Below are 20,537 nucleotides of genomic sequence, written 5' to 3' on the forward strand. Positions count from 1 at the left end.
GTGGGACAGCGACGGGCCCTGCTGATCGCCAACGACCGCTACATCGACGAGTCGCTGAGCAACCTGTTCTCGCCCCGCCAGGAGGCGCGGGACCTGCTGAGCCTGCTGGCCGACCCCGACGTGGGCGCCTTCGACCACACCGAACTGCTGGAGAACGAGTCGAAGAGCACCATCGAGCGGGCCCTTGAGGCGATGCTGCGGGCCGCCGGCCCGGAGGATCTCGTCCTGCTCTACTTCTCCGGCCACGGTCTGCGCAGCGGCAAGAAGGGCCGGCTCTACCTGGCGGTGGCCAACACCGAACGGGACCGCCTGCTGTCGACGTCCGTGTCCGCGTCCCTCATCCGGGAACTGCTGGACGAGTCCGACGCGGCCAGCTCCGTGCTCCTACTCGACTGCTGCTACAGCGGGGCGTTCGAGGGGCACGGCCTGAAGACCGTCGACGACCTGGCCATCGACGGCGAGCTGCACGCGGGCAACGGCCGGTACGTCATCACCGCCACCAACTCGGTGGAGCGGGCCGACGACGGCCGGCCGGCGTCCGAGACGTCCCCGGGGCGTCGCTCGGCCTTCACGGAGACGGTCATCCAGGGGCTGAGTACCGGCGCCGCCGACCTGACCGGCCAGGGCCGGATCACCCCCGACGACCTGGCCCGGTACGTGCGGATGGAGCTGCCCCGGCGGACCACCACCCAGTCGCCGTGCCAGTTCGGGCAGGTCAGCGACGACATCCACATCGCGCTGTCCCGGGACGGGCAGCACCGCCAGTGGCCGCGACGCGACCAGCGGGCCCTCCGGCTCGGTGACCTGCTCGGTGCGCTGGAACCCACCGACGACGTGAAGCTCTGCGCGGTCGACTGGCGGCGGCGCGGGCTGCTGCGGGTGCCGGTCGGCCAGGCCCACCGGGTCGACCAGCCCGCCGGGGAGCCGGTCTGGCTCGACCTCGCCTCCGCCGAGGGGCACCTCCTCGTGGTCGGGCGCACCGGCACCGGCAAGACGTCCCTGTTGCGGACCGTCATCGGCGGGCTCGCGCTCACCCACACCCACGACGAGGTGGCGTTCTACTGCCTGGAGTCCGGGGGGAACCTGCTCGGGTCGATGAGCAGGCTGCCGCACGTCCGCGAGGTCCTCGGTGACGACCAGGTCGCCGAGGTCGCCAAGCTGCTGGACGACCTGGAACAGGAGGTGCTGGGCCGCAAGCAGTTGTTCCGCCGGCACGGGCTGGAGTCGCCGTCGAGCCTGCGGGCCAGCCGGGCCACCCTCGGCGCCGGCCCGCACCCGGACGTCTTCCTGGTGGTGGATCGCTGGCAGGACTTCGCCACCCTGCTGCCCGACTTCACCGCGCGGGTGGTCGACCTGGCCAACAAGGGCCTGGGGTACGGCGTGCACGTCGCCGTGGTCGAGCGGAGCTGGCGGGTGATCCCCGAGGAACTGCTCGAACTTCCCCAGACCCGGATCGAGACCCGGCTGTCCCAGCCGCAGGAGTCGCGGATCAACCCCGACCAGGCGGCCCGGCTGCCGATGAACCTGCCGGGCTGGGCCCTGCACGGCCGGCGTACCTTCCGCATCGCCCTGCCCGACCTGGCCCCCGGCGCCGCCGATCCCGCCGCCGCGCTTGGCGGCGCGGGCCCGGAGGGCGTGGCCGCGATGGTGGCGCTGATCGCCGAGGCGTGGGCCGGTGCGGAGCCGGGTGTCCGGTCGGGCGGGACCACCCCGGACGGCCGGCGGCAGCCCGGGGAACGGCCGGACGACCTGCTGACCACCCTCGGCCTCCCGGACTACCGCGCGCTGTCCGCCTACGCCGGGGCCGACGCGCCGTTGGGCGCGGAGCACCTGCGGGTGCCGATCGGCGTCGACCCGGCCGGCGCGCCGGTGCTGCTCGACCTCAAGGAGGCGGCCCGGGGCGGGATGGGGCCGCACGGGCTGCTGATCGGGGCCACCGGCTCCGGCAAGAGCGAGTTGCTGCGGACCATCGTGGTGGCGCTCGCGGCCCGGCACTCCTCGGCCCGGCTCAACCTCGTCCTGATCGATTTCAAGGGCGGGGCGACCTTCGCGGCGCTGAGCGAGCTGCCGCACGTCAGCGCCGTGATCACCAATCTCGCCGACGACCTCTCGCTGGTCGACCGGATGGCCGACGCGCTCTCCGGGGAGGTGCAGCGCCGGCAGGAGCTGCTGCGCGCCGCCGGCTGCGGTAGCTGGTGGGACTACGAGCAGGCCAGGGCGGCCGGGCGGCCGTTGCGGGAGTTGCCGGTGCTGCTGGTCGTCTGCGACGAGTTCTCCGAGCTGCTGACCGCCCGGCCCGACTTCATCGACGTCTTCGTGCAGATCGGGCGGCTCGGCCGGTCGCTGGGCATCCACCTGCTGCTGGCCAGCCAGCGGCTGGAGGAGGGCCGGCTGCGCGGGCTCGACATCCACCTGTCGTACCGGATCGGGCTGCGGACGTTCTCCGCGATGGAGAGCCGGGCGGTGCTGGGCAACTCCGACGCGTACGAGCTGCCGAACGCGCCGGGGCACGGCTACCTGAAGTCGGACAGCACCACCATGACCCGGTTCCGGGCCACGTACGTCTCCGGCCCGCTCGGTGCCCGCGACCGCGACGGCGAGCCGCTGCCCATGGAGCTCGCCGGGCGGGACGTCACGAGCATCCTGGTGGCCCGGCTCCGGGAGGTCGGGCCGCCCGCGCACCAGGTCTGGCTGCCGCCGCTGGCCGAGTCGCCGGGCATCGGCGAGCTGCTGGGGCCGCTGGCTGTCGACCCGGAGCACGGCCTGCGGCCCTTCGAACGGGATCACCGGGCCCCGCTCACCGTCCCCGTCGGTGTCGTCGACAACCCCCGGGAGCAGCGCCGCGACCCGCTGGTGGTCGAGCTCTCCGCCGCCGGCGGCAACGTCGTGGTGGTCGGCGCGCCGCTGTCCGGCAAGAGCACCCTGCTGCGGACGCTGGTCGCCGCCCTGGCGCTCACCCACACCCCGCGCGAGGTGCAGTTCTTCTGCCTCGACCTGGGCGGCGCCCTGGGTGGCCTCACGGGGCTGCCGCACCTGTCCGGGATCGCCGGCCGGCGGGACGCCGAGACGGTCCGCCGGACGGTGGCCGAGGTGGAGGGCGTCCTGGAGGCGCGGGAGACGCTGTTCCGGTCGCACGGGCTCGCCATGGCCGGCTACCGGCGGCGGCGCGCGGGCGGCGAGTTCGCCGACGACCCGTACGGCGACGTGTTCCTCGTGGTCGACGACTGGCACACCCTGCGCCAGGAGTACGAGGAGCTGGAGGCCGTGGTGACCCGGATGGCGGAGCGCGGGCTGGGGTTCGGGGTGCACGTGGTGCTCAGCGCCGGCCGGTGGATGGACCTCCGGCCCGTGTTGCGGGACCTGCTCGGGACCCGGCTGGAACTGCGGCTCGGCGACCCGACCGACTCCTACCTCGACCGCCGGGCGGCGGCCCAGGTGCCCGTCAACTCGCCCGGCCGGGGCTTGTCCCCGGACCGGCTCCAGTCGCTCGCCGCGCTGCCCCGCGTCGACGGCCGGCGGGACGTCGAGGACCTCGCCGACGCCACGGCCGAGCTGGTGGAACGGGTCGCCGGGGCGTGGCCCGGCCCGCCGGCGCCGCAGGTGCGGTTGCTGCCACGTGAGCTGCCGGTGGCCGAGTTGGAGCGGGCGGTCGGCCCGGTGGCGGCCGGGTTGCCGATCGGGCTGGACGAAGCGACCCTCGCCCCGGTCCTGCTCGACCTGGAGACCGAGCCGCACCTGGTCGTCTTCGGCGACCCGGAGTGCGGCAAGACCAACCTGCTCCGGCTCATCGTCCGGCAGCTCGTCGCGCGGCAGACCCCGGAACAGGCCCGGGTGGTCGTCGCCGACTACCGGCGCGGGCTGCTCGACGCCGTCGAGAGCGAGCACCTGCTCGAGTTCGCCCCGTCCAACCAGGTGTTCGCCCAGTCGCTGGAATCGATCTCCACCGCCCTGCGCAACCGGCTGCCGGGCGGTGACGTCACCCCCGCCCAGCTACGCGACCGGAGCTGGTGGCGGGGGCCGGACCTCTACCTCGTGGTCGACGACTACGACCTGGTCGCCTCGGCCGGCAACAACCCGCTCACCGCCCTGGTCGAGCTGCTGCCCCAGGCCAGGGACATCGGCCTGCACCTGATCGTCGCCCGGCGGATGGGTGGCGCCGCCCGGGCGCTCTACGACCCGGTGCTGCAACGCCTGCGGGAACTGAGCTCGCCCGGCCTGATGATGTCGGGCAGCCCGGAGGAGGGGCAGATCCTGGGTACCCTGCGACCCCGCCCGCTGCCACCCGGGCGGGGGATCCTGGTCCGGCGCAAGCAGGGCCGCCAGATGGTCCAGACTGCGCTCGCCCGGCCCTGAATCCCGGCCCGCGCCCACCGGCGCGCGGGTCGAGGGGAGCCGGGGTCAGCGCGGCGGCGAGACGGTGGCGATCAGGTCGGCGGCCCGCGACTCCACCGCGTCGAGGCGGGCCAGCGCCGTCACGACGGTGGCCGAGAGGCGACGGGCGAGCGCCCGTACCGCCATGGTCGGCACGGCGGTGGTCGGCGAGGTGACCGTGCCGTCCGGCGCGACGACCAGCCCGGCGCGGTGCGCCTGCGCGACGGCCTCCCGCACTGTCCGGCGGGCCAGCGTCCAGCCGTCGGCGCGGGCGGCCAGCGCCTCCGCGACGATCCGGTACGTCTCGTGGGCCTCCTCCAGGCGGTGGACCAGCCGGCGCAGCCGCTCGTCGCACTCGTCCCGGCCCTCGCCCGCGCGCCAGTGCTCGGGCAGGGCTCGCTGCACCTGGCTGAGCTCCTCCGCCGCGGCCCGCGCCGTGCGGGCAGCCTCCCACCACCGCGCGTCCCCGCCGGCCTCCGCCGGGGGCCGGTCGCCGGTCAGCCACTGCCAGCGGCGGTCGGCATCGGTGCTGGCCGGTGCCGCCGGCCCGCTACCGGTCATCGGGTCGGTCCCGGGCCAGCGCGGCGAACTGCTCCGCCACGATCTCGTCGATGGCGGTCACCGAGCCCGCCACGACCCGCATCAGGTCGGCGACCTGTCGCGTCTCGGCGGCGAGCTGGCGCAGCCCGGCGGCGACTGCTTCCCCGGGCTCGGCCGGTGACCCGCCGGCCGCCCGGGGGCGCCCGGCCGCGCGGCCGGGGGTGGTGGGCCCGTCCCCGGTGGCCGGTGGCGCGGCGGCGGCGAGATCGTCGGCCACCAGCCCGACGATCTCCGCCAGCCGGGCGAGGCCAGCCTCGTCCACGTCGAGCGAGGTGTACCTGCGCACGGCGTCCTCCCGTCACGGCCCGCGGCCAGTCTAGCGGTAGAGGACCGGCCCGGCACTGCCTGCGTCAACCTGAGGTTGACGATGGGGCGTCGTCAACCTAGAGTTGACGCATGACGAATCCTGTCCAGATGACCACTTCGATCCGGCTCGACGACCTCATCGCGGCGATCAAGAAGGCCCACACCGACGCCCTCGACCAGCTCTCCGGGGCGGTCGTGGTGGCCGACCACCTCGGCGACGTCGCCGACCACCTGATCGGCCACTTCGTCGACCAGGCCCGCCGTTCGGGCGCGTCCTGGACCGAGATCGGCCGCAGCATGGGGGTGAGCAAGCAGGCGGCACAGAAGAGGTTCGTGCCGAGGGCGTCCACCGAGCCGTCGACCCTCGACCCCAACCGCGGGTTCGGCAACTTCACGCCGCGGGCCCGCAACGTGGTGATGGCCGGCCAGGAGGCCGCCCGCGCCGCCGGCAACGCCGAGATCCGCCCCGAGCACCTGGTGCTCGGGCTGCTCAGCGAGCCCGACGGCCTGGGCGCGCGGGCGATCGTCGCCCAGGGCGTACCGCTGGAGCGGGTGCGGGAGGCCGCGACCGTGACCCTGCCGGCTCCGGCCGGGGCGGTGCCCGACCTGATCCCGTACGACAGCGGCGCCAAAAAGGCACTCGAACTCACCATGCGGGAGGCGCTGCGGCTCGGCCACCAGCACGTCGGCACCGAGCACGTCCTGCTGGGCCTGCTGGAACTGGAGAACGGCGCCGGCGTGCTCACCGGCCTCGGCGTGGACGGGGCCGCCGTCGAGGCCACCGTCGCCGAGGCTCTCGCCGCCGCGCAGGAGTAGGAAGGGCCCCTCCCGCGTCCTCGGGGCGGGGGAGGGGCCCTGCGCGCCGCCGCCCGCCGTCCTGACCACTGGCGGGCGGGGGCAGGGGCGTCAGGAGGCCGTGGCCGCCGTGGTGGTCGCGGCGGGGAAGTCGTAGCGGAGCGCGTGCTCGGGGTCGGCCGGGTCGACCTGCCGGATACCGGCGTCGGCGAGCCGCTTGTTGACCTCGTCGAGCTGCTCGCGGACCAGCCGGGCCTCCTCCTCGGTGACCCGGCCCCGGTGCGGCCTGCCGGCGTACTCGATGGTGCCGTAGTCCGGCTTGTCGGCGGCCTTGCGGGCCTTGGGCGGGCGGACCCGCTCGGCGGTCTTCAGCAGTTGGGCCATCGGCACGTCGGTGGCCATCGCGTCGAACTCGCTGGCGGTCAGCACCACCCGGCGGGGCTCGCCGCCGCCGTGGCGGTCGTGGATCTCCACCACCGCGACGTCCAGCGCGGCGTCGTCGATGCTCTCCACCTCGGCCGTGGTGGCGTCGAGCTGCACGGGGCCGGCGACCAGGTCGGGGTGCTCCAGCACCACGACGCGGACCACCTCGTCGTCCGGCCGCAGAACGGTGCCGCTGAAGTCGGAGACGTGGATCGTCTTCTTGCCCATGCGCTGAGCTTCTCCTGTCGATGACCGGAATTTCGGACCAGAAGAAGTTACCCGACAGGTGTGCGAAAACCCGGGCTGGGCCGGGCCGGGTGTGTCGCCGCCCGGCGTTGGCCGTTGCGCCCTCGGGAACGGTGGGCCAGGCTCGCCCCATGACCGACACGTCGACCGGTTGTGGCCTCGACCGGCCCCAACCCGGTGAGGACCGAAGGGGAGCGGTGACCGGTTCCCGGCCGCGCACCGAGGCCGAGGCGCTCGCCGTACAGGACCGGTTGCGCCCCCTCGCCGACCTGGTCGGGCCGGGTCCCACCGCGCCCGCGACGGTGGCCGGCCTGGACGTCGCGTACGCCGAGAGCGGCGACCGGCTCGCGGCGGCCGTCACCGTGCTGGATGCCCGGACGCTGGCCGTGGTGGACCGGGCGGTCGGCGTGGGGCGGCCCGCCTTTGCCTACGTCCCGGGGCTGTTCGCCTTCCGGGAACTGCCCGCGCTGCTGGACGCGCTGGAGAAGCTGACCGTCCGCCCGGAGCTGCTGGTCTGCGACGGGCACGGGCTGGCCCACCCGCGCCGGTTCGGGCTCGCCTGCCACCTGGGCGTGGTCACCGGGCTGCCGGCGATCGGGGTGGGCAAGACGCCGCTGGTCGGCGAGTGGGAGCCGCCGGCCGTCGGGCGGGGCGCCTGGTCGCCCCTGCGTGACGGCGGGGAGGTGGTGGGCCGGGTGCTGCGCACCCGGGACGGGGTGAAACCGGTCTTCGTCAGCGTCGGGCACCGGATGGGCCTGGACAACGCCTGCGCCCGGGTGCTCGCGCTCACGCCGAGGTACCGGCTGCCGGAGACCACCCGCACCGCCGACCGGCTCTGCCGCGAGGCGCTGGCCGCCGCCCGCTGACGGCCCGCCGCCTGCCCGGCCCGGTCCGGGGCGCCCCGCCCGCCGCCGTCCGGCTCGCCCCGACCTCCGCCGGCCCCTACGGCGTCCGCTCGGGCGGCTGTCGGCGCCGGGTTCCGTAACGCGGAGCACATACGGAGCGCTCGACGAACGACCGGGTCCCGCACCCGGTAGTAACCTGACCCGCGGACCCCACCCGGGGAGGAACGGCGAGGTGATCATGGCGGTACGTCGGCAGGCGACGCGGCTCGCGACGGTCTGCGTGATGCTGGGCGGCCTCGTGGCCGTCGGAGCGACGCCGGCGCTGGCCGACGGCGACTCGGTGCGGGTGCGCTCGACCGACAGCTTCCGGCCGGGCGGCTCGCCGGGGGCGGTCAACGTCGAGGTGCGCAAGCGCACCGAGGGCTGCGTGCTCGTCCGCACCGGGCTGGGGCTGCGGCTCGACGGCCTCGCCGGGGACCATGCCGCCGTCCAGGTGGCCATGGCCGGCCGGTGGTGGCCGGTGTCGGTCTCCGGCGGCGGGGGCGCGGTGACCGCGAGCCAGGTGACGCCGGCGAACCCCACGCTGTGCAAGGGCAAGAGCCTCACGGTGCGCTACCGCGTGGCGTTCCGGGCGGGCACGCCGGGCGGCCGGCTGGAACTGGCCGGTGCGGCGACCAACGCGGTCGGCCGCGCCCTCGGCCGGGACGCCACCACGGCCCGGGTGGTCGGGGAGAAGAAGAGCCCGAGCCCGTCACCCACCCCGACGCGTAAGCCGTCGCCGCGCCCGACCGTCGCGCCGACCGAGGCGGTGGACGCCGACGGCCCGACCCTGGCCGCGGTCGCCGGCCGGGCCGGCTCGGCCACCCCGGTCGCCGCCGAGGAGAACTCCGGCGGCCTGTCGGTGTTCATGCTCTTCGGCGTCGGCCTGGTCGTGGTGGGCATCGGCCTGATCGTGCTGCTGGTGCGCCGGTCCCGAGCCGACAAGGAGCCGGCCGACCCCCCGGGCGCATACCCGCCGGTGCCGGTGCCGCGCAACCCGGGCGGCACCACGTACCGCTCCGGAGGTGGGGCGGCAGCCCCGCCCGCGCCACCCGCCGGCGGGGTGTACGGGCGGCCGGCCGCGCCCCCGTCCGGCGGGGTGTACGGCGCCCGCCCCGGCCCGCCCGCCGCCGGGCCGGTCAGCGGCGGCGGGGTCTACGGCGGCGGTACGACGTACCCGGCCGGTGGCGTCCCGCCCCGGCAGCCCGGCCAGCCCGAGGCGCCGGGGCAGGGTGGGGCACCCGGTCCGGGTGGGGCGCCGGCGCCGCGCGGACCGGGCGAGCCGCCCGCGCCCGCCGGTGGGGGCGACGCGACGACGATCATGCCCCGCCTCCCCGGCTGAGGCGGGGGAACAGGGGCCGCTCCGATACGCTCGGGTTCGTTGAGGACCTGCGGCCAAGGAGCGGAACCCGTGTCTGATCTGTCCCGGATCGTGAAGGCGTACGACGTCCGGGGGACGGTGCCGGACGAGTGGGACGAGCGGGCGGCCGAGGCGCTCGGCGTCGCCTTCGGTCAGGTGCTCGCCGCCGCCGAGGAGCCCGGCGACGCGGTGGTGATCGCGCACGACATGCGGGCCACCGGCCCGGCCCTGGCCGAGGCGTTCGCCACCGGCGTCCGGGCGCAGGGGCGGTCGGTGATCGAGCTGGGGCTCGCCTCCACCGACATGCTCTACTACGCCTCCGGCATCCTCGGCCTGCCCGGGGCCATGTTCACGGCCAGTCACAACCCGGCCAAGTACAACGGCATCAAGATGTGCCGCTCGGGTGCCCGCCCCATCGGGCAGGACAGCGGCCTGGCCGAGATCCGGGACCGGGCGCAGGCGCTGCTCGACTCCGGCGCCGCGCGTCCGGCCGAGGCGTCGACGCGGGCGACCGAGCGGCGCGACCTGCGCCCGGAGTACGCGGCCCACCTGCGTGGGCTGGTCGACCTCTCCGGCATCCGGCCGCTGAGGGTCGTGGTCGACGCCGGCAACGGGATGGGCGGTTGGACGGTGCCCAGCGTGCTCGGCGACGCCGTGCTGCCGGCGCTGCCGCTGGAGATCGTGCCGCTCTACTTCGAGCTGGACGGCACGTTCCCCAACCACGAGGCCAACCCGCTGGACCCGGCGAACCTGGTCGACCTCCAGCGGGCCGTCCGCGAGCACCGCGCCGACCTGGGACTGGCCTTCGACGGCGACGCCGACCGGTGCTTCGTCATCGACGAGCGTGGCGAGCCGGTCTCCCCGTCGGCGATCACCGCCCTGGTGGCGGTCCGCGAGCTGGCCCGGCACCCCGGGTCCACGGTGATCCACAACCCGATCACCTCCCGGGCGGTGCCGGAGATCATCGCCGAGCACGGCGGCAAGCCGGTGGTGACCCGGGTCGGGCACTCCTTCATCAAGGCCGAGATGGCCCGCACCAACGCCGTCTTCGGCGGCGAGCACTCCGCCCACTACTACTTCCGGGACTTCTGGTTCGCCGACACCGGCATGCTGGCCGCCATGCACGCCCTCGCCGCGCTCGGCGAGCAGGACCTGCCGCTGTCCGAGCTGGCCCGGGAGTACGAGCGGTACGTCGCCTCCGGCGAGATCAACTCCACGGTGGCCGACCAGGCGGCGAGGGTGGCCGAGGTGCGTGCCGCGTACCCGGAGGCGACCGCCGACGAGCTGGACGGGCTCACCCTGAGCTTTCCCGACGGCGCCTGGTTCAACCTGCGCGCCAGCAACACCGAGCCGCTGCTGCGGCTGAACGTCGAGGCACCGACCGAGGAACGGATGATCTCGCTCCGCGACGAGGTGCTCGACCGGGTTCGCCGATAAGATCGCCTGCGCCGGTCGGCACCGCCGACCGCCGCCCCGCACCCGTGGAAGGAGCCGCACCGTGGCCCTGGACCCGCAGTTGCTCGAGATTCTCGCCTGTCCGGACACACACCACGCCCCGCTCGACTACGACGCCGGAGCGCAGACGCTGACCTGCACCGAGTGCGGCCGGATCTTCGAGGTGCGCGACGACGTGCCGGTGCTGCTGCTCGACGAGGCGCGCGGCGGACCCGCGCAGCAGCCGTGATGGAGGGAACGGCCGGAGTCAGCGGCCGACGCGACGCCGACGAGTCCCTGCTGGACGACGCGGACGGCCTCGCCGAGCACGACCCGGGCGGCATGCTCCGGTTCACCGCCTCCGCCGGGGCGCAGGTCCGGGAGTCCGCCGCCCTGGCGGCCGAGGCGAACCTGACCGCGCTCGCCGACGACGGACGCCCCCGGGCGGTCGTCATCGCCGGCATCGGCACGGCCGGGCGCACCGGGGACGTGCTGGCCACGGTCGCCGGGCCGCGCTGCCCGGTCCCGGTCATCCCGCACCGCAGCGCCGGCGTGCCCGGTTGGGTGGGCGCCGCCGACGTGGTGATCGCGGTCAGCGCCTCCGGCCGCAGCCCCGAGGCGCTCGGCGCCGCCGAGGCCGCGCACCGCCGGGGCGCCCGGCTGGTCGCCGTCGGCGCCCCCGACTCGCGGTTGCAGTCGGTGGCCGAGCGGGCCCGCGCGCCGTTCATCCCGGTGCCCCGCCGCGCCCCGGCCCGGGCCAGCCTCTGGGCGCTCACCGTGCCGGTCCTGCTCGCCGCCCGTACGCTCGGGCTCGTGAAGGTCAACGAGGCGGATCTGGCCGAGACGGCGGCGCGGCTCGACGCGGACGCCGACCGGTGCCGTCCCACGGCCGAGTCGTTCGTCAACCCCGCGAAGTCGCTGGCCCTCGGCCTGGCCGGGTCGATCCCCATCGTCTGGGGCTCGTCGCCGCTGGCCACCGTGGCGGCCCGCCGGTTCGGCGACACCCTGTCGGCCAACGCCCGCTACCCCGTGGTCAGCGGGGCGCTCGGCGAGGCCGGCCGGGGCCGGGTCGGTCTGCTCGACGGCGTGTTCGGCGGCCTCGCCGAGGGGGAGCGGGACATCTTCGCCGACCGGGAGGAGGCCGAGGTCGAGGGCACCCGGCTGCGGCTGGTGCTGCTGCGCGACGGCGGCCTCAACGCCGAGGACGACACCGACGAGCCGTTGGCGGTCGAGGAGCGCCGGGCCGACGCCGTGCAGACCCTCGCCGAGCGGCGTGGGGTGCGCTGCGACGTGGTGACCGCCGAGGGCGGCTCCGCGCTGGAGCGGCTCGCCTCGCTGGTGGCGGTGCCGGACTTCGCCTCCGTCTACCTGGCCCTGGCACACGGACTGGACCCGATGGCGGTTCCGGCCATCACAGAAATGAAGGAGCTGGCGAACCAGTGAGTACGTGCGGCATCGAGGCGGAGAGATGAGCGCCAACGGCGGTACCAAGGCGATCGTCGCGGCCCTGCTGGCCAACGTCGGCATCGCGATCACGAAGTTCATCGCGTTCCTGTTGACCAACTCCTCGTCGATGCTGGCCGAGTCGATCCACTCGGTGGCCGACTCCGGCAACCAGGGCCTGCTGCTGCTCGGCGGCCGGCGGGCCAAGCGCGCCGCCACCCCCGAGCACCCCTTCGGGTACGGCCGGGAGCGCTACATCTACGCGTTCATCGTGTCGATCGTGCTGTTCAGCGTCGGCGGTCTGTTCGCGTTGTACGAGGCGTGGCACAAGGCGGCCGACCCGCACCCGATCAAGAGCTGGCACTGGGTGCCGGTCGTCGTGCTGGTCTCGGCCATCGTGATGGAGAGCTTCTCCTTCCGGACCGCGATCAAGGAGTCCAACCACATCCGGGGCAGCCAGTCCTGGGTGCACTTCATCCGCCGGGCCAAGGCCCCGGAGCTGCCGGTGGTGCTGCTGGAGGATCTCGGCGCGCTGGTCGGTCTGGTGTTCGCGCTGTTCGGCGTGGGGATGACCCTGATCACCGGCGACGGCAGGTGGGACGCGGCCGGCACCGCCATGATCGGCATTCTGCTGGTGGCCATCGCGATCGTCCTGGCGATCGAGACCAAGAGCCTGCTGCTCGGCGAGGGCGCCGAGCCGAAGGACCTGGCCGCGATCGAGCAGGCCGTCACCGGCGGCCCCGAGGTCGAGCGGATCATCCACATGAAGACGCTGTACCTGGGCCCGGAGGAGCTGCTGGTGGCCGCGAAGATCGCGGTCCCGGCGTGCGAGAGCGCCGAGGACCTGGCCCGGGGGATCAACGCCGTCGAGGCGCGGATCCGCGGGGCCGTCCCGATCGCCCGGGTGATCTATCTGGAGCCGGACATCTGGTCGGCCGCCGCCGAGCGGGCGGGCACCGGCGCCGCGGCGCCGACGGCCGTTCCGGACCAGGGGCCCGCCCCCGTACCGTACGCGGCGGAGCCCGCAGCCGGCGAGTCCCGCGCTGGGAGCTGAGCATGGAGCCGTTGTACGGGTCGATTCGGGACTACGCCTGGGGTTCCCGCTCAGCGATCGCCGAGTTGCAGGGCCGCCCGGTGCCCAGCGCCGGGCCGGAGGCCGAGCTGTGGCTGGGCGCCCACCCGGGCGCACCGGCCACGGTGCGGCGCGACGGCGCGGCGGCGAGCCTGGTCGACCTGCTGGCCGCCGAGCCGGGGCGCTGGCTCGGCGACCGGGTGGTCGAGCGGTTCGGCCCCCGGCTGCCGTTCCTGCTCAAGGTGCTCGCCGCGGACGGTCCGCTGAGCCTGCAGGCCCATCCGGACCCGGAGCAGGCCCGCGCCGGGTACGCGGCTGACGCGGCGCGCCCGGCGGGCGAGCGCAACTACGCCGACCCGCACCACAAGCCGGAGTTGCTGGTCGCGCTCTCGCCGTTCGAGGCGCTCTGCGGGTTCCGCGACCCGGCGGAGTCGGCCGCGGCGCTGGCCGCGTTCGGCGTACCGGCGCTGGAGCCGGTGGTGGCGGCGCTGCGTGGCGGCCCGGCGGGGCTGCGGGAGGCCGTCCGGCTGCTGCTGAGCTGGCCGGCGGCGCGGCGGGCCGCCCTGGTGTCGGACGTGCTGGCGGCGCAGGCCGCCGGGCCGGACGCGGAGTTGGCCCGGGCGCTGGCCGCCGACTACCCGGCCGATCCCGGCGTGCTGGTGGCGCTGCTGCTCCACCACGTCTGGCTCGCCCCCGGGGAGGCGATCTGGATGCCGGCCGGCAACCTGCACGCCTACCTGCGAGGCACCGGCGTGGAGATCATGGCGGCCAGCGACAACGTGCTGCGCGGCGGGCTGACCCCGAAGCGGGTGGACGTCGACGAGCTGCTGCGGGTGCTCCGCTTCGAGGTGCTCGACGACCCGGTGGTGGCCCCGGAGCCGGTGTCGGCCGGGGTGGTCCGCTGGCCGGTGCCCGTCGACGACTTCGCGCTGCACCGGGTGCGGCTGGACGCCGACACCCCGCCGGTCCGGCTCGCGGTGCCGGGCCCCCGGGTGGTGCTCTGCCGGGCCGGGAAGCTGTTGGTCGACGACGGCCGGGGCGGCGTCGTCCTCGCGCCGGGGCAGGCCGCGATCGGCCCGGCCGACGCCGGTCCGCTCGTCCTCGACGGCGAGGGCGAGGCGTACGTGGCCACCGCCGGGCTCGACTGATCCGTCGCCCGTTCCGGGGCGGGTCGCCTCGGCCATCCGACACATATCCGAAATTCCCGGAATAGCTTGACGCGAGTCTGGCGCAGTGTGACTCTATGGGTACGCAGCGTTATCGCGACGAAGGTCCGAGAGCGCGCGGGGAACCAAACCGGGGGGATGCGCGGGGCGGCCGGACAGTGGGCGGAGAGTCCGTTCACGACCGACCGCCCCGTGCGCTGTCCGCCACCGCGCGTAAGGTGGAGGGTCGCGCAGCACTTCGTTCGTTCGACAGGAGCTTCCATGACCAGCACCCTCCCGGCGGCCCCCAGCGGCACGCCGTCCGAGGTCCGGCCGAGCACCCTCGCCGAGGGCGACTACAAGGTGGCGGATCTGTCGCTCGCCGAGTTCGGACGCAAGGAGATCCAGCTCGCCGAGCACGAGATGCCGGGCCTGATGGCGATCCGCCGCGAGTTCGCGCAGGCGCAGCCCCTTGCCGGGGCGCGGATCACCGGCTCGCTGCACATGACCATCCAGACCGCCGTGTTGATCGAGACCCTGGTGGCGCTCGGCGCGCAGGTCCGCTGGGCGTCGTGCAACATCTTCTCCACCCAGGACCACGCCGCCGCCGCGATCGTCGTCGGCCCGGACGGCACCCCCGAGGCTCCGGCCGGCGTCCCGGTCTACGCCTGGAAGGGCGAGAGCCTGGAGGAGTACTGGTGGTGCACCGAGCAGGTGCTGGCCTGGCCGGACGGCCAGGGCCCCAACATGATCCTCGACGACGGCGGTGACGCGACCCTGCTCGTGCACAAGGGCGTCGAGTTCGAGAGGTCCGGCGTCGTCCCGCCGGTCGAGTCCGCCGACTCCGAGGAGTACGCGGTCATCCTGAAGACGCTGCACCGCAGCCTCGCCGAGGACGGCCAGCGCTGGACCCGGATCGCCGCCGGCATCAAGGGCGTGACCGAGGAGACCACCACCGGCGTGCACCGGCTCTACGAGATGCACCGCGCCGGCACCCTGCTCTTCCCGGCCATCAACGTCAACGACTCGGTGACCAAGAGCAAGTTCGACAACAAGTACGGCTGCCGCCACTCGCTGATCGACGGCATCAACCGGGCCACCGACGTGCTGATCGGCGGCAAGATGGCCGTCGTGCTCGGCTACGGCGACGTGGGCAAGGGCTGCGCCGAGTCGCTGCGCGGCCAGGGCGCCCGGGTCGTGGTGACCGAGGTCGACCCGATCTGCGCCCTCCAGGCGGCGATGGACGGCTACCAGGTCTCCACCCTGGACGACGTGGTCGGGCAGGCGGACATCTTCATCACCGCCACCGGCTGCTTCGACGTCATCACCAACGAGCACATGGCCCGGATGAAGCACCAGGCCATCGTCGGCAACATCGGCCACTTCGACAACGAGATCGACATGGCCGGCCTGGCCAAGCGCTCCGACGTCGAGCGGGTGAACATCAAGCCGCAGGTCGACCTGTGGAAGTTCGCCGACGGGCACGCGATCATCGTGCTCTCCGAGGGCCGGCTGCTGAACCTGGGCAACGCCACCGGGCACCCGAGCTTTGTGATGTCGAACTCGTTCGCCAACCAGACGATCGCCCAGATCGAGCTGTTCACCAAGACCGAGGAGTACCCGGTCGGCGTCTACGTGCTGCCCAAGCACCTGGACGAGAAGGTCGCCCGGCTGCACCTGGCCGCGCTCGGCGCGAAGCTGAGCACGCTGACCAAGGAGCAGGCCGCCTACCTGGGCGTCTCGCCGGAGGGCCCGTTCAAGCCGGAGCACTACCGCTACTGATCCGCACGACAGGGACCGGGCCCGCCGCGGCGGGCCCGGTCCCTTCGCGTACCGGGCCCGCGGGCGACCGCGCCGCGGACGGGTGATGTCGCCATGAACGACTTGACGAGGTCACGGAACAGGAGGAAGGTATGGCTGCCCTAAGTTAGCTGAGGCATACCTGACGATCACGGAGCCCTGATGTTCGCCACCTACCTGATCGGCCTGCGGGAGGGCCTGGAAGCGACCCTGGTGGTCAGCATCCTGGTCGCCTTCCTCGTGAAGTCGCAGCGTCGGGACCGGCTCCCCCAGGTGTGGGCGGGCGTCGGCCTCGCGGTGGCCCTCTCGGTGCTCTTCGGCTGGCTGATCGAGTACACCTCGACCTCGCTGCTGGCCCGCTCCGAGGACCGGGAGTTGTTCGAGGCGGTCACCTCGGTCGCGGCCGTCGTCTTCGTCACCTGGATGATCTTCTGGATGCGCCGGGCCGCCCGGACGATCGCCGGCGAGCTGCGCGGCCGGTTGAGCGAGGCGCTCGCGGTCGGCTCCGTCGCGGTGGCCGGGATGGCCTTCCTCGCGGTGATCCGGGAGGGCCTGGAGACCGCCCTCATCTTCTACTCCGCCGCCCAGGGCGCGGCCGGGGACAGCGGGCCGCTGCTGGCCCTGATCGGCGGCATCGCCAGCGCGGTGGCCATCGGCGTGGGCCTCTACTTCAGCGCTCTGAAGATCAACCTGTCCACGTTCTTCACCTGGACCGGCGCCCTGCTGATCCTGGTCGCCGCCGGCATCCTCAAGTACGGCGTGCACGACTTCCAGGAGGCCGGCGTGCTGCCCGGCCTGAACGACCTGGCCTTCGACATCACCTCGGTCCTCGACCCGACCACCTGGTACGCGGCCCTGCTCGCCGGGATGTTCAACATCACCCCCGCGCCGAGCGTGCTGGAGACGGCCGCCTGGGTCGCGTACGCCCTGCCGGTGCTGCTGCTCTTCCTGCGCCGCCCCGCCGCCCCGGCCCGAACCGCCACGAACGCCGCCGAGCGGCCCGCGCACACCGAGCCGGCCGCGTCCCCCGGCCCGGCGGTCCACACCGGCACCGGCTCTTCCACCACCAGCGGAACCGGGCCGGCGACCGCGTCGCCGCGCGCCTGACCTCACGAGGAGAACCCCCGATGCGTATCACCCGCTTCATGGCGCTCGCCGCGGCCGGAGTGCTGGCCACCACCGGCGTCGCCGCCTGTGGCGGCACGGAGAAGGACGCCGAGGCCGGCGACGGGGGCCCGATCGCCGTCAAGGCGACCGACACCGCCTGTGAGGTCGGCCGGACCGAGCTGCCCGCTGGCCAGACCTCCTTCAAGGTGACCAACTCCGGCGCCAAGGTCACCGAGTTCTACGTCTACGCGGCCGGGGACCGGGTGATGGGCGAGGTGGAGAACATCGCCCCCGGGCTGAGCCGCGAGCTGCGCGTCGAGCTGCCCGCCGGGACGTACGAGACGGCCTGCAAGCCCGGGATGATCGGCAAGGGCATCCGGGGAGCGCTGAAGGTCAGCGGCACGGCCGCGACCGTCGCCCCCGACGCCGCGCTGGCCGAGGCCACCGCGAGCTACCAGCGGTACGTCAACAGCCAGACCGCCGCCCTGCTGACCAAGACCGAGGAGTTCGTGGCCGCGGTCAAGGCCGGCGACGTGGCGAAGGCCAAGGCGCTGTACCCGGTGGCCCGCACCTACTGGGAGCGGATCGAGCCGGTCGCCGAGAGCTTCGGCGACCTCGACCCGAAGATCGACGGCCGCGAGGAGGTCGTCGAGGAGGGCATGGAGTTCACCGGCTTCCACCGCATCGAGAAGGACCTGTGGACCACCGGCGACATCAGTAAGGACGGCCCGATCGCGGACCAGCTCCTCACCGACGTCAAGGCGATCGTGGCCAAGGCCAACGCCGAGAAGCTCACCCCGCTCCAGCTCGCCAACGGCGCGAAGGCGCTGCTCGACGAGGTCGCCAGCGGCAAGATCACCGGCGAGGAGGAGCGCTACTCGCACACCGACCTCTGGGACTTCAACGCCAACCTGGAGGGCTCGAAGGCCGCGATCGCGGCGCTCCGCCCGGCCCTGGAGCAGCGCTCCCCGGAGCTGGTCGCCCAGCTCGACAAGGAGTTCGCCAACGTGGAGGCGGCGCTCGGCAAGCACCGCGACGGCGACGGCTGGAAGCTGCACACCGCGCTGGGCAAGGCCGAGCTGAAGGAACTGTCGGACAGCATCAACGCGCTGGCCGAGCCGATCAGCAAGGTCGCCGCGGTCGTCGCCCGATGACCGACCGCCCGGGTGGGCGCAGCGAGAGCACGGGAGGGTGACGGCATGAGCGGGAACCGGGTGTCCCGGCGGCGGGCGATCACGATCGCCGGCGCCGGGGTCGCCGGGGTGGCCGGCGTCGCCGCCGGGGCCGGCGCGTTGGTCCGGGGCGGGGGCGAGCAGGCCGCCGCCGACCAGGGCGCGGCGGCCGGCGCGGTGCCGTTCCACGGCGAGCACCAGGCGGGCATCACCACCCCGGCCCAGGACCGGCTGCACTTCGTCGCGTTCGACGTCGTCACCAAGGACCGGGACCGGCTCGTCGCGCTGCTCCAGGAGTGGACGGCCGCCGCCGCCCGGATGACCACCGGGAAGGACGCCGGGGTGATCGGCGCGGTCGGCGGCGTCCCCGAGGCCCCGCCGGACGACACCGGCGAGGCCCTCGGGCTGCCCCCGTCGCAGCTCACCCTCACCATCGGCTTCGGCCCGACGCTGTTCCGCGACGCCCAGGGCCGGGACCGGTTCGGCATCGCCGACCGGCGGCCCGCCGCGCTGGCCGACCTGCCGCACTTCGCCGGCGACGCGCTCCGGCCGGAGCTGTCCGGCGGGGACCTCTGCGTCCAGGCCTGCGCCAACGACCCCCAGGTGGCGGTGCACGCCATCCGGAACCTGGCCCGGATCGGGATGGGCGTGGTGAGCGTCCGGTGGTCGCAGCTCGGCTTCGGGCGCACCTCGTCGACCTCCCGGGGGCAGGCCACCCCGCGCAACCTGTTCGGCTTCAAGGACGGCACCGCCAACCTCAAGGCCGAGGACGCCGGGCTGCTGCGCGAGCAGCTCTGGGCCCAGCCGGGCGACGGGCCGGACTGGATGACCGGCGGGTCGTACCTGGTCACCCGCAAGATCCGGATGCTGGTCGAGACCTGGGACCGCAGCTCCCTGGTCGAGCAGGAGCAGATCGTCGGCCGCACCAAGGGCAGCGGCGCGCCGCTGGGCAGGGGCGACGAGTTCGACGAGCCCGACCTCGCCGCGAAGGGCGACGACGGCCAGCCGCTGATCGCCGAGACCGCGCACGTCCGGCTCGCCCACCCGAGCCAGCACGACGGCGCGCGCCTGCTGCGCCGGGGCTACAACTTCGTGGACGGCTCGGACGGACTGGGCCGGCTCGACGCCGGGCTGTTCTTCATCGCCTACCAGCGGGACCCGCGCAGGCAGTTCGTGCCGATCCAGACCCGGTTGGCCCGCAACGACGCGATGAACGAGTACCTGCGGCACGTCTCCAGCGGCATCTTCGCCTGCCCGCCCGGGGTACGCGACGGCGGCGACCACTGGGGCCGCACGCTCTTCGGCTGAGCCGCCCGGCCGGCACCGGCGACGGCGACCGGCCGGCGTCGGCGCGGCGTCGGGCCCACCGGACCGCGCGGGCCGCGTACCGGCGGGTCAGTCGCCGGGCCCGGTGACCGGGACGGCCGCGCGCAGCCCACCCCCGGCCGGTGCCGGGGCCAGCTCCGGCCACAGTGTCGCGGCGCGGGCCCGGGCCCGGTGCAGCCGGTGGGTCGCCCGGCGGTGCCGCTCGGCCAGCACCGTGGCCAGGCACATCCCCACCGGTACGCCGGCCGGCGGCGGCGGGGTCGTCACGGCGGCCACCTCCGTCCAGAGCGCCCCGGCCAGCCGGGACCGGGCCGGCTCGGCGAACCGGTGCTCCCGGGTGACGTACTGCCGGACGGCCAGCGCGAGGTCGTCGTCGAGCCGGGTGAGGTCCAGCGCGTACGCCCAGCCGGCCAGCGCCGGGGCCAGCAACGGGGCGGGCCGCCAGGCTGCGGCGACTCGGGTGTGCACCACCATCGTGCCGGCCACCAGGTCGCCGAGCCGCCGGCCGCGTCGGTCGGTGAGCATCACCGCCACGCTCGCCACCCAGCTCAGCAGGGGCAGCACCAGGCCGGGCCACTCCACGGCCACCCCGACCAGCGCCCGGGTCAGCGACTGCCGCAGCCCCACCGGCCCGCCGTCGGCCCGGACCACCCGCAGCCCGACGACCAGCTTGCCGGGCGTACGGCCGCCGGCGAACCGCTCCCACAGCGTCGGGTAGCCGACCAGCACCAGGACCGCCCCGACGGTCTGCAACGCGCCGCTCAGCGCGGCGTCCGCGAGCCCGGCGGGAAGCGCGGCGACCGCCGCCGACAGGCAGACCACCAGGAACACCGCGATCCCGGCCTGCGCCACCAGGTCGAGCAGCAGCGCCAGCACCCGGGAGCCGATCCGGGCGGCCCGGACGTCCAGCGCTACGGCCTCGCCGCTGACCAGGTCGGCGTCGGCGCCGGACGGGCCGGTGACCGCTGGGCCGGCGACCGCTGGGCCGGCGGCGACCGGTGCCGGTGGTTGCGCGCTCACCAGCACAGTGAACACTATGGTCGCCGGACGGGG

General features: G+C 74.6%; 17 protein-coding genes. 13 read left to right on the forward strand and 4 right to left on the reverse strand.

Features of this window, described 5'->3' with window-relative positions; translation table 11 throughout:
* Positions 1-4,353: a type VII secretion protein EccCb gene (eccCb, locus tag C5N14_RS04550; protein ID WP_117665797.1), complete on the forward strand. Its 4,353-nt coding sequence runs from the start codon at positions 1-3 to the stop codon at positions 4,351-4,353.
* Positions 4,354-4,398: 45 nt separating this feature from the next.
* On the opposite strand, the gene C5N14_RS04555 is transcribed toward eccCb, so the two are convergent.
* Together C5N14_RS04555 and C5N14_RS04560 are read right to left on the reverse strand one after the other, a co-directional pair.
* Positions 4,399-4,932, reverse strand: coding sequence for a hypothetical protein (locus C5N14_RS04555; RefSeq protein WP_117665799.1), 534 nt, complete (start codon positions 4,930-4,932; stop codon positions 4,399-4,401).
* Positions 4,922-5,257, reverse strand: a complete 336-nt coding sequence (locus C5N14_RS04560; RefSeq protein WP_117665801.1) for a hypothetical protein — start codon at positions 5,255-5,257, stop codon at positions 4,922-4,924. The genes C5N14_RS04555 and C5N14_RS04560 overlap by 11 nt, the downstream gene beginning before the upstream one ends.
* Positions 5,258-5,367: 110 nt before the next feature.
* Here C5N14_RS04560 and C5N14_RS04565 point away from each other — a divergent pair, with 110 nt between their 5' ends.
* On the forward strand, positions 5,368-6,093 hold the full coding sequence (locus C5N14_RS04565) for a Clp protease N-terminal domain-containing protein (protein WP_117665803.1): 726 nt from the start codon (positions 5,368-5,370) through the stop codon (positions 6,091-6,093).
* 90 nt (positions 6,094-6,183) lie between these two features.
* On the opposite strand, the gene C5N14_RS04570 is transcribed toward C5N14_RS04565, so the two are convergent.
* On the reverse strand, positions 6,184-6,723 hold the full coding sequence (locus tag C5N14_RS04570; RefSeq protein ID WP_117665805.1) for a hypothetical protein: 540 nt from the start codon (positions 6,721-6,723) through the stop codon (positions 6,184-6,186).
* A 215-nt stretch (positions 6,724-6,938) separates the two neighbouring features.
* Between C5N14_RS04570 and C5N14_RS04575 the strand changes: the two genes are divergently transcribed.
* From C5N14_RS04575 to efeB, 11 genes are all read left to right on the forward strand, one after another.
* Positions 6,939-7,607 (forward strand): endonuclease V, encoded by a 669-nt coding sequence (locus C5N14_RS04575; protein WP_117665807.1) that lies wholly within the window; start codon positions 6,939-6,941, stop codon positions 7,605-7,607.
* Between the two features lie 217 nt (positions 7,608-7,824).
* Positions 7,825-8,967, forward strand: a complete 1,143-nt coding sequence (locus C5N14_RS33930) for a hypothetical protein (RefSeq protein WP_117666873.1) — start codon at positions 7,825-7,827, stop codon at positions 8,965-8,967.
* 69 nt (positions 8,968-9,036) lie between these two features.
* The gene (locus C5N14_RS04585) at positions 9,037-10,422 is read left to right on the forward strand and encodes a phosphomannomutase/phosphoglucomutase (RefSeq protein WP_117665808.1); all 1,386 of its coding nucleotides are present in this window, start codon (positions 9,037-9,039) and stop codon (positions 10,420-10,422) included.
* Between the two features lie 61 nt (positions 10,423-10,483).
* Positions 10,484-10,669: a Trm112 family protein gene (locus C5N14_RS04590; protein ID WP_117665810.1), complete on the forward strand. Its 186-nt coding sequence runs from the start codon at positions 10,484-10,486 to the stop codon at positions 10,667-10,669.
* Positions 10,666-11,862 (forward strand): SIS domain-containing protein, encoded by a 1,197-nt coding sequence (locus C5N14_RS04595; protein WP_117665812.1) that lies wholly within the window; start codon positions 10,666-10,668, stop codon positions 11,860-11,862. The genes C5N14_RS04590 and C5N14_RS04595 overlap by 4 nt, the downstream gene beginning before the upstream one ends.
* A 25-nt stretch (positions 11,863-11,887) precedes the next feature.
* On the forward strand, positions 11,888-12,916 hold the full coding sequence (locus tag C5N14_RS04600; RefSeq protein ID WP_117665814.1) for a cation diffusion facilitator family transporter: 1,029 nt from the start codon (positions 11,888-11,890) through the stop codon (positions 12,914-12,916).
* A 2-nt stretch (positions 12,917-12,918) separates the two neighbouring features.
* Positions 12,919-14,082: a mannose-6-phosphate isomerase, class I gene (gene manA / locus C5N14_RS04605; RefSeq protein ID WP_117665816.1), complete on the forward strand. Its 1,164-nt coding sequence runs from the start codon at positions 12,919-12,921 to the stop codon at positions 14,080-14,082.
* Positions 14,083-14,361: 279 nt separating this feature from the next.
* Positions 14,362-15,861: an adenosylhomocysteinase gene (gene ahcY / locus C5N14_RS04610; RefSeq protein ID WP_117665818.1), complete on the forward strand. Its 1,500-nt coding sequence runs from the start codon at positions 14,362-14,364 to the stop codon at positions 15,859-15,861.
* Positions 15,862-16,041: 180 nt separating this feature from the next.
* The gene (gene efeU / locus C5N14_RS04615) at positions 16,042-16,986 is read left to right on the forward strand and encodes an iron uptake transporter permease EfeU (protein WP_243639160.1); all 945 of its coding nucleotides are present in this window, start codon (positions 16,042-16,044) and stop codon (positions 16,984-16,986) included.
* 20 nt (positions 16,987-17,006) lie between these two features.
* Positions 17,007-18,140, forward strand: coding sequence for an iron uptake system protein EfeO (gene efeO / locus C5N14_RS04620; protein ID WP_117665820.1), 1,134 nt, complete (start codon positions 17,007-17,009; stop codon positions 18,138-18,140).
* Positions 18,141-18,185: 45 nt separating this feature from the next.
* A complete protein-coding gene (efeB, locus tag C5N14_RS04625; RefSeq protein WP_117665822.1) occupies positions 18,186-19,466 on the forward strand; it encodes an iron uptake transporter deferrochelatase/peroxidase subunit in 1,281 nt (426 codons plus the stop codon).
* An 87-nt stretch (positions 19,467-19,553) separates the two neighbouring features.
* Here the strand turns inward: efeB and C5N14_RS04630 are convergent, their stop codons facing one another.
* Complete coding sequence (locus C5N14_RS04630) at positions 19,554-20,504, reverse strand: RDD family protein (RefSeq protein ID WP_243639162.1); 951 nt, start codon at positions 20,502-20,504, stop codon at positions 19,554-19,556.
* Positions 20,505-20,537 lie beyond the last annotated feature (33 nt).

Source organism: Micromonospora sp. MW-13 (assembly GCF_003434305.1).
Taxonomy (GTDB): domain Bacteria; phylum Actinomycetota; class Actinomycetes; order Mycobacteriales; family Micromonosporaceae; genus Micromonospora.

What these genes read in the sequence shown, in the direction of transcription:
- C5N14_RS04600 (WP_117665814.1), top strand. Translation starts at nt 11,888, where the DNA reads ATGAGCGCCAACGGCGGTACCAAGGCGATCGTCGCGGCCCTGCTGGCC.
- C5N14_RS04570 (WP_117665805.1), bottom strand. Translation starts at nt 6,723, where the DNA reads ATGGGCAAGAAGACGATCCACGTCTCCGACTTCAGCGGCACCGTTCTG.
- manA (WP_117665816.1), top strand. Translation starts at nt 12,919, where the DNA reads ATGGAGCCGTTGTACGGGTCGATTCGGGACTACGCCTGGGGTTCCCGC.
- C5N14_RS04555 (WP_117665799.1), bottom strand. Translation starts at nt 4,932, where the DNA reads ATGACCGGTAGCGGGCCGGCGGCACCGGCCAGCACCGATGCCGACCGC.
- C5N14_RS33930 (WP_117666873.1), top strand. Translation starts at nt 7,825, where the DNA reads ATGGCGGTACGTCGGCAGGCGACGCGGCTCGCGACGGTCTGCGTGATG.
- efeB (WP_117665822.1), top strand. Translation starts at nt 18,186, where the DNA reads ATGAGCGGGAACCGGGTGTCCCGGCGGCGGGCGATCACGATCGCCGGC.
- efeU (WP_243639160.1), top strand. Translation starts at nt 16,042, where the DNA reads ATGTTCGCCACCTACCTGATCGGCCTGCGGGAGGGCCTGGAAGCGACC.
- ahcY (WP_117665818.1), top strand. Translation starts at nt 14,362, where the DNA reads ATGACCAGCACCCTCCCGGCGGCCCCCAGCGGCACGCCGTCCGAGGTC.
- C5N14_RS04565 (WP_117665803.1), top strand. Translation starts at nt 5,368, where the DNA reads ATGACGAATCCTGTCCAGATGACCACTTCGATCCGGCTCGACGACCTC.
- efeO (WP_117665820.1), top strand. Translation starts at nt 17,007, where the DNA reads ATGCGTATCACCCGCTTCATGGCGCTCGCCGCGGCCGGAGTGCTGGCC.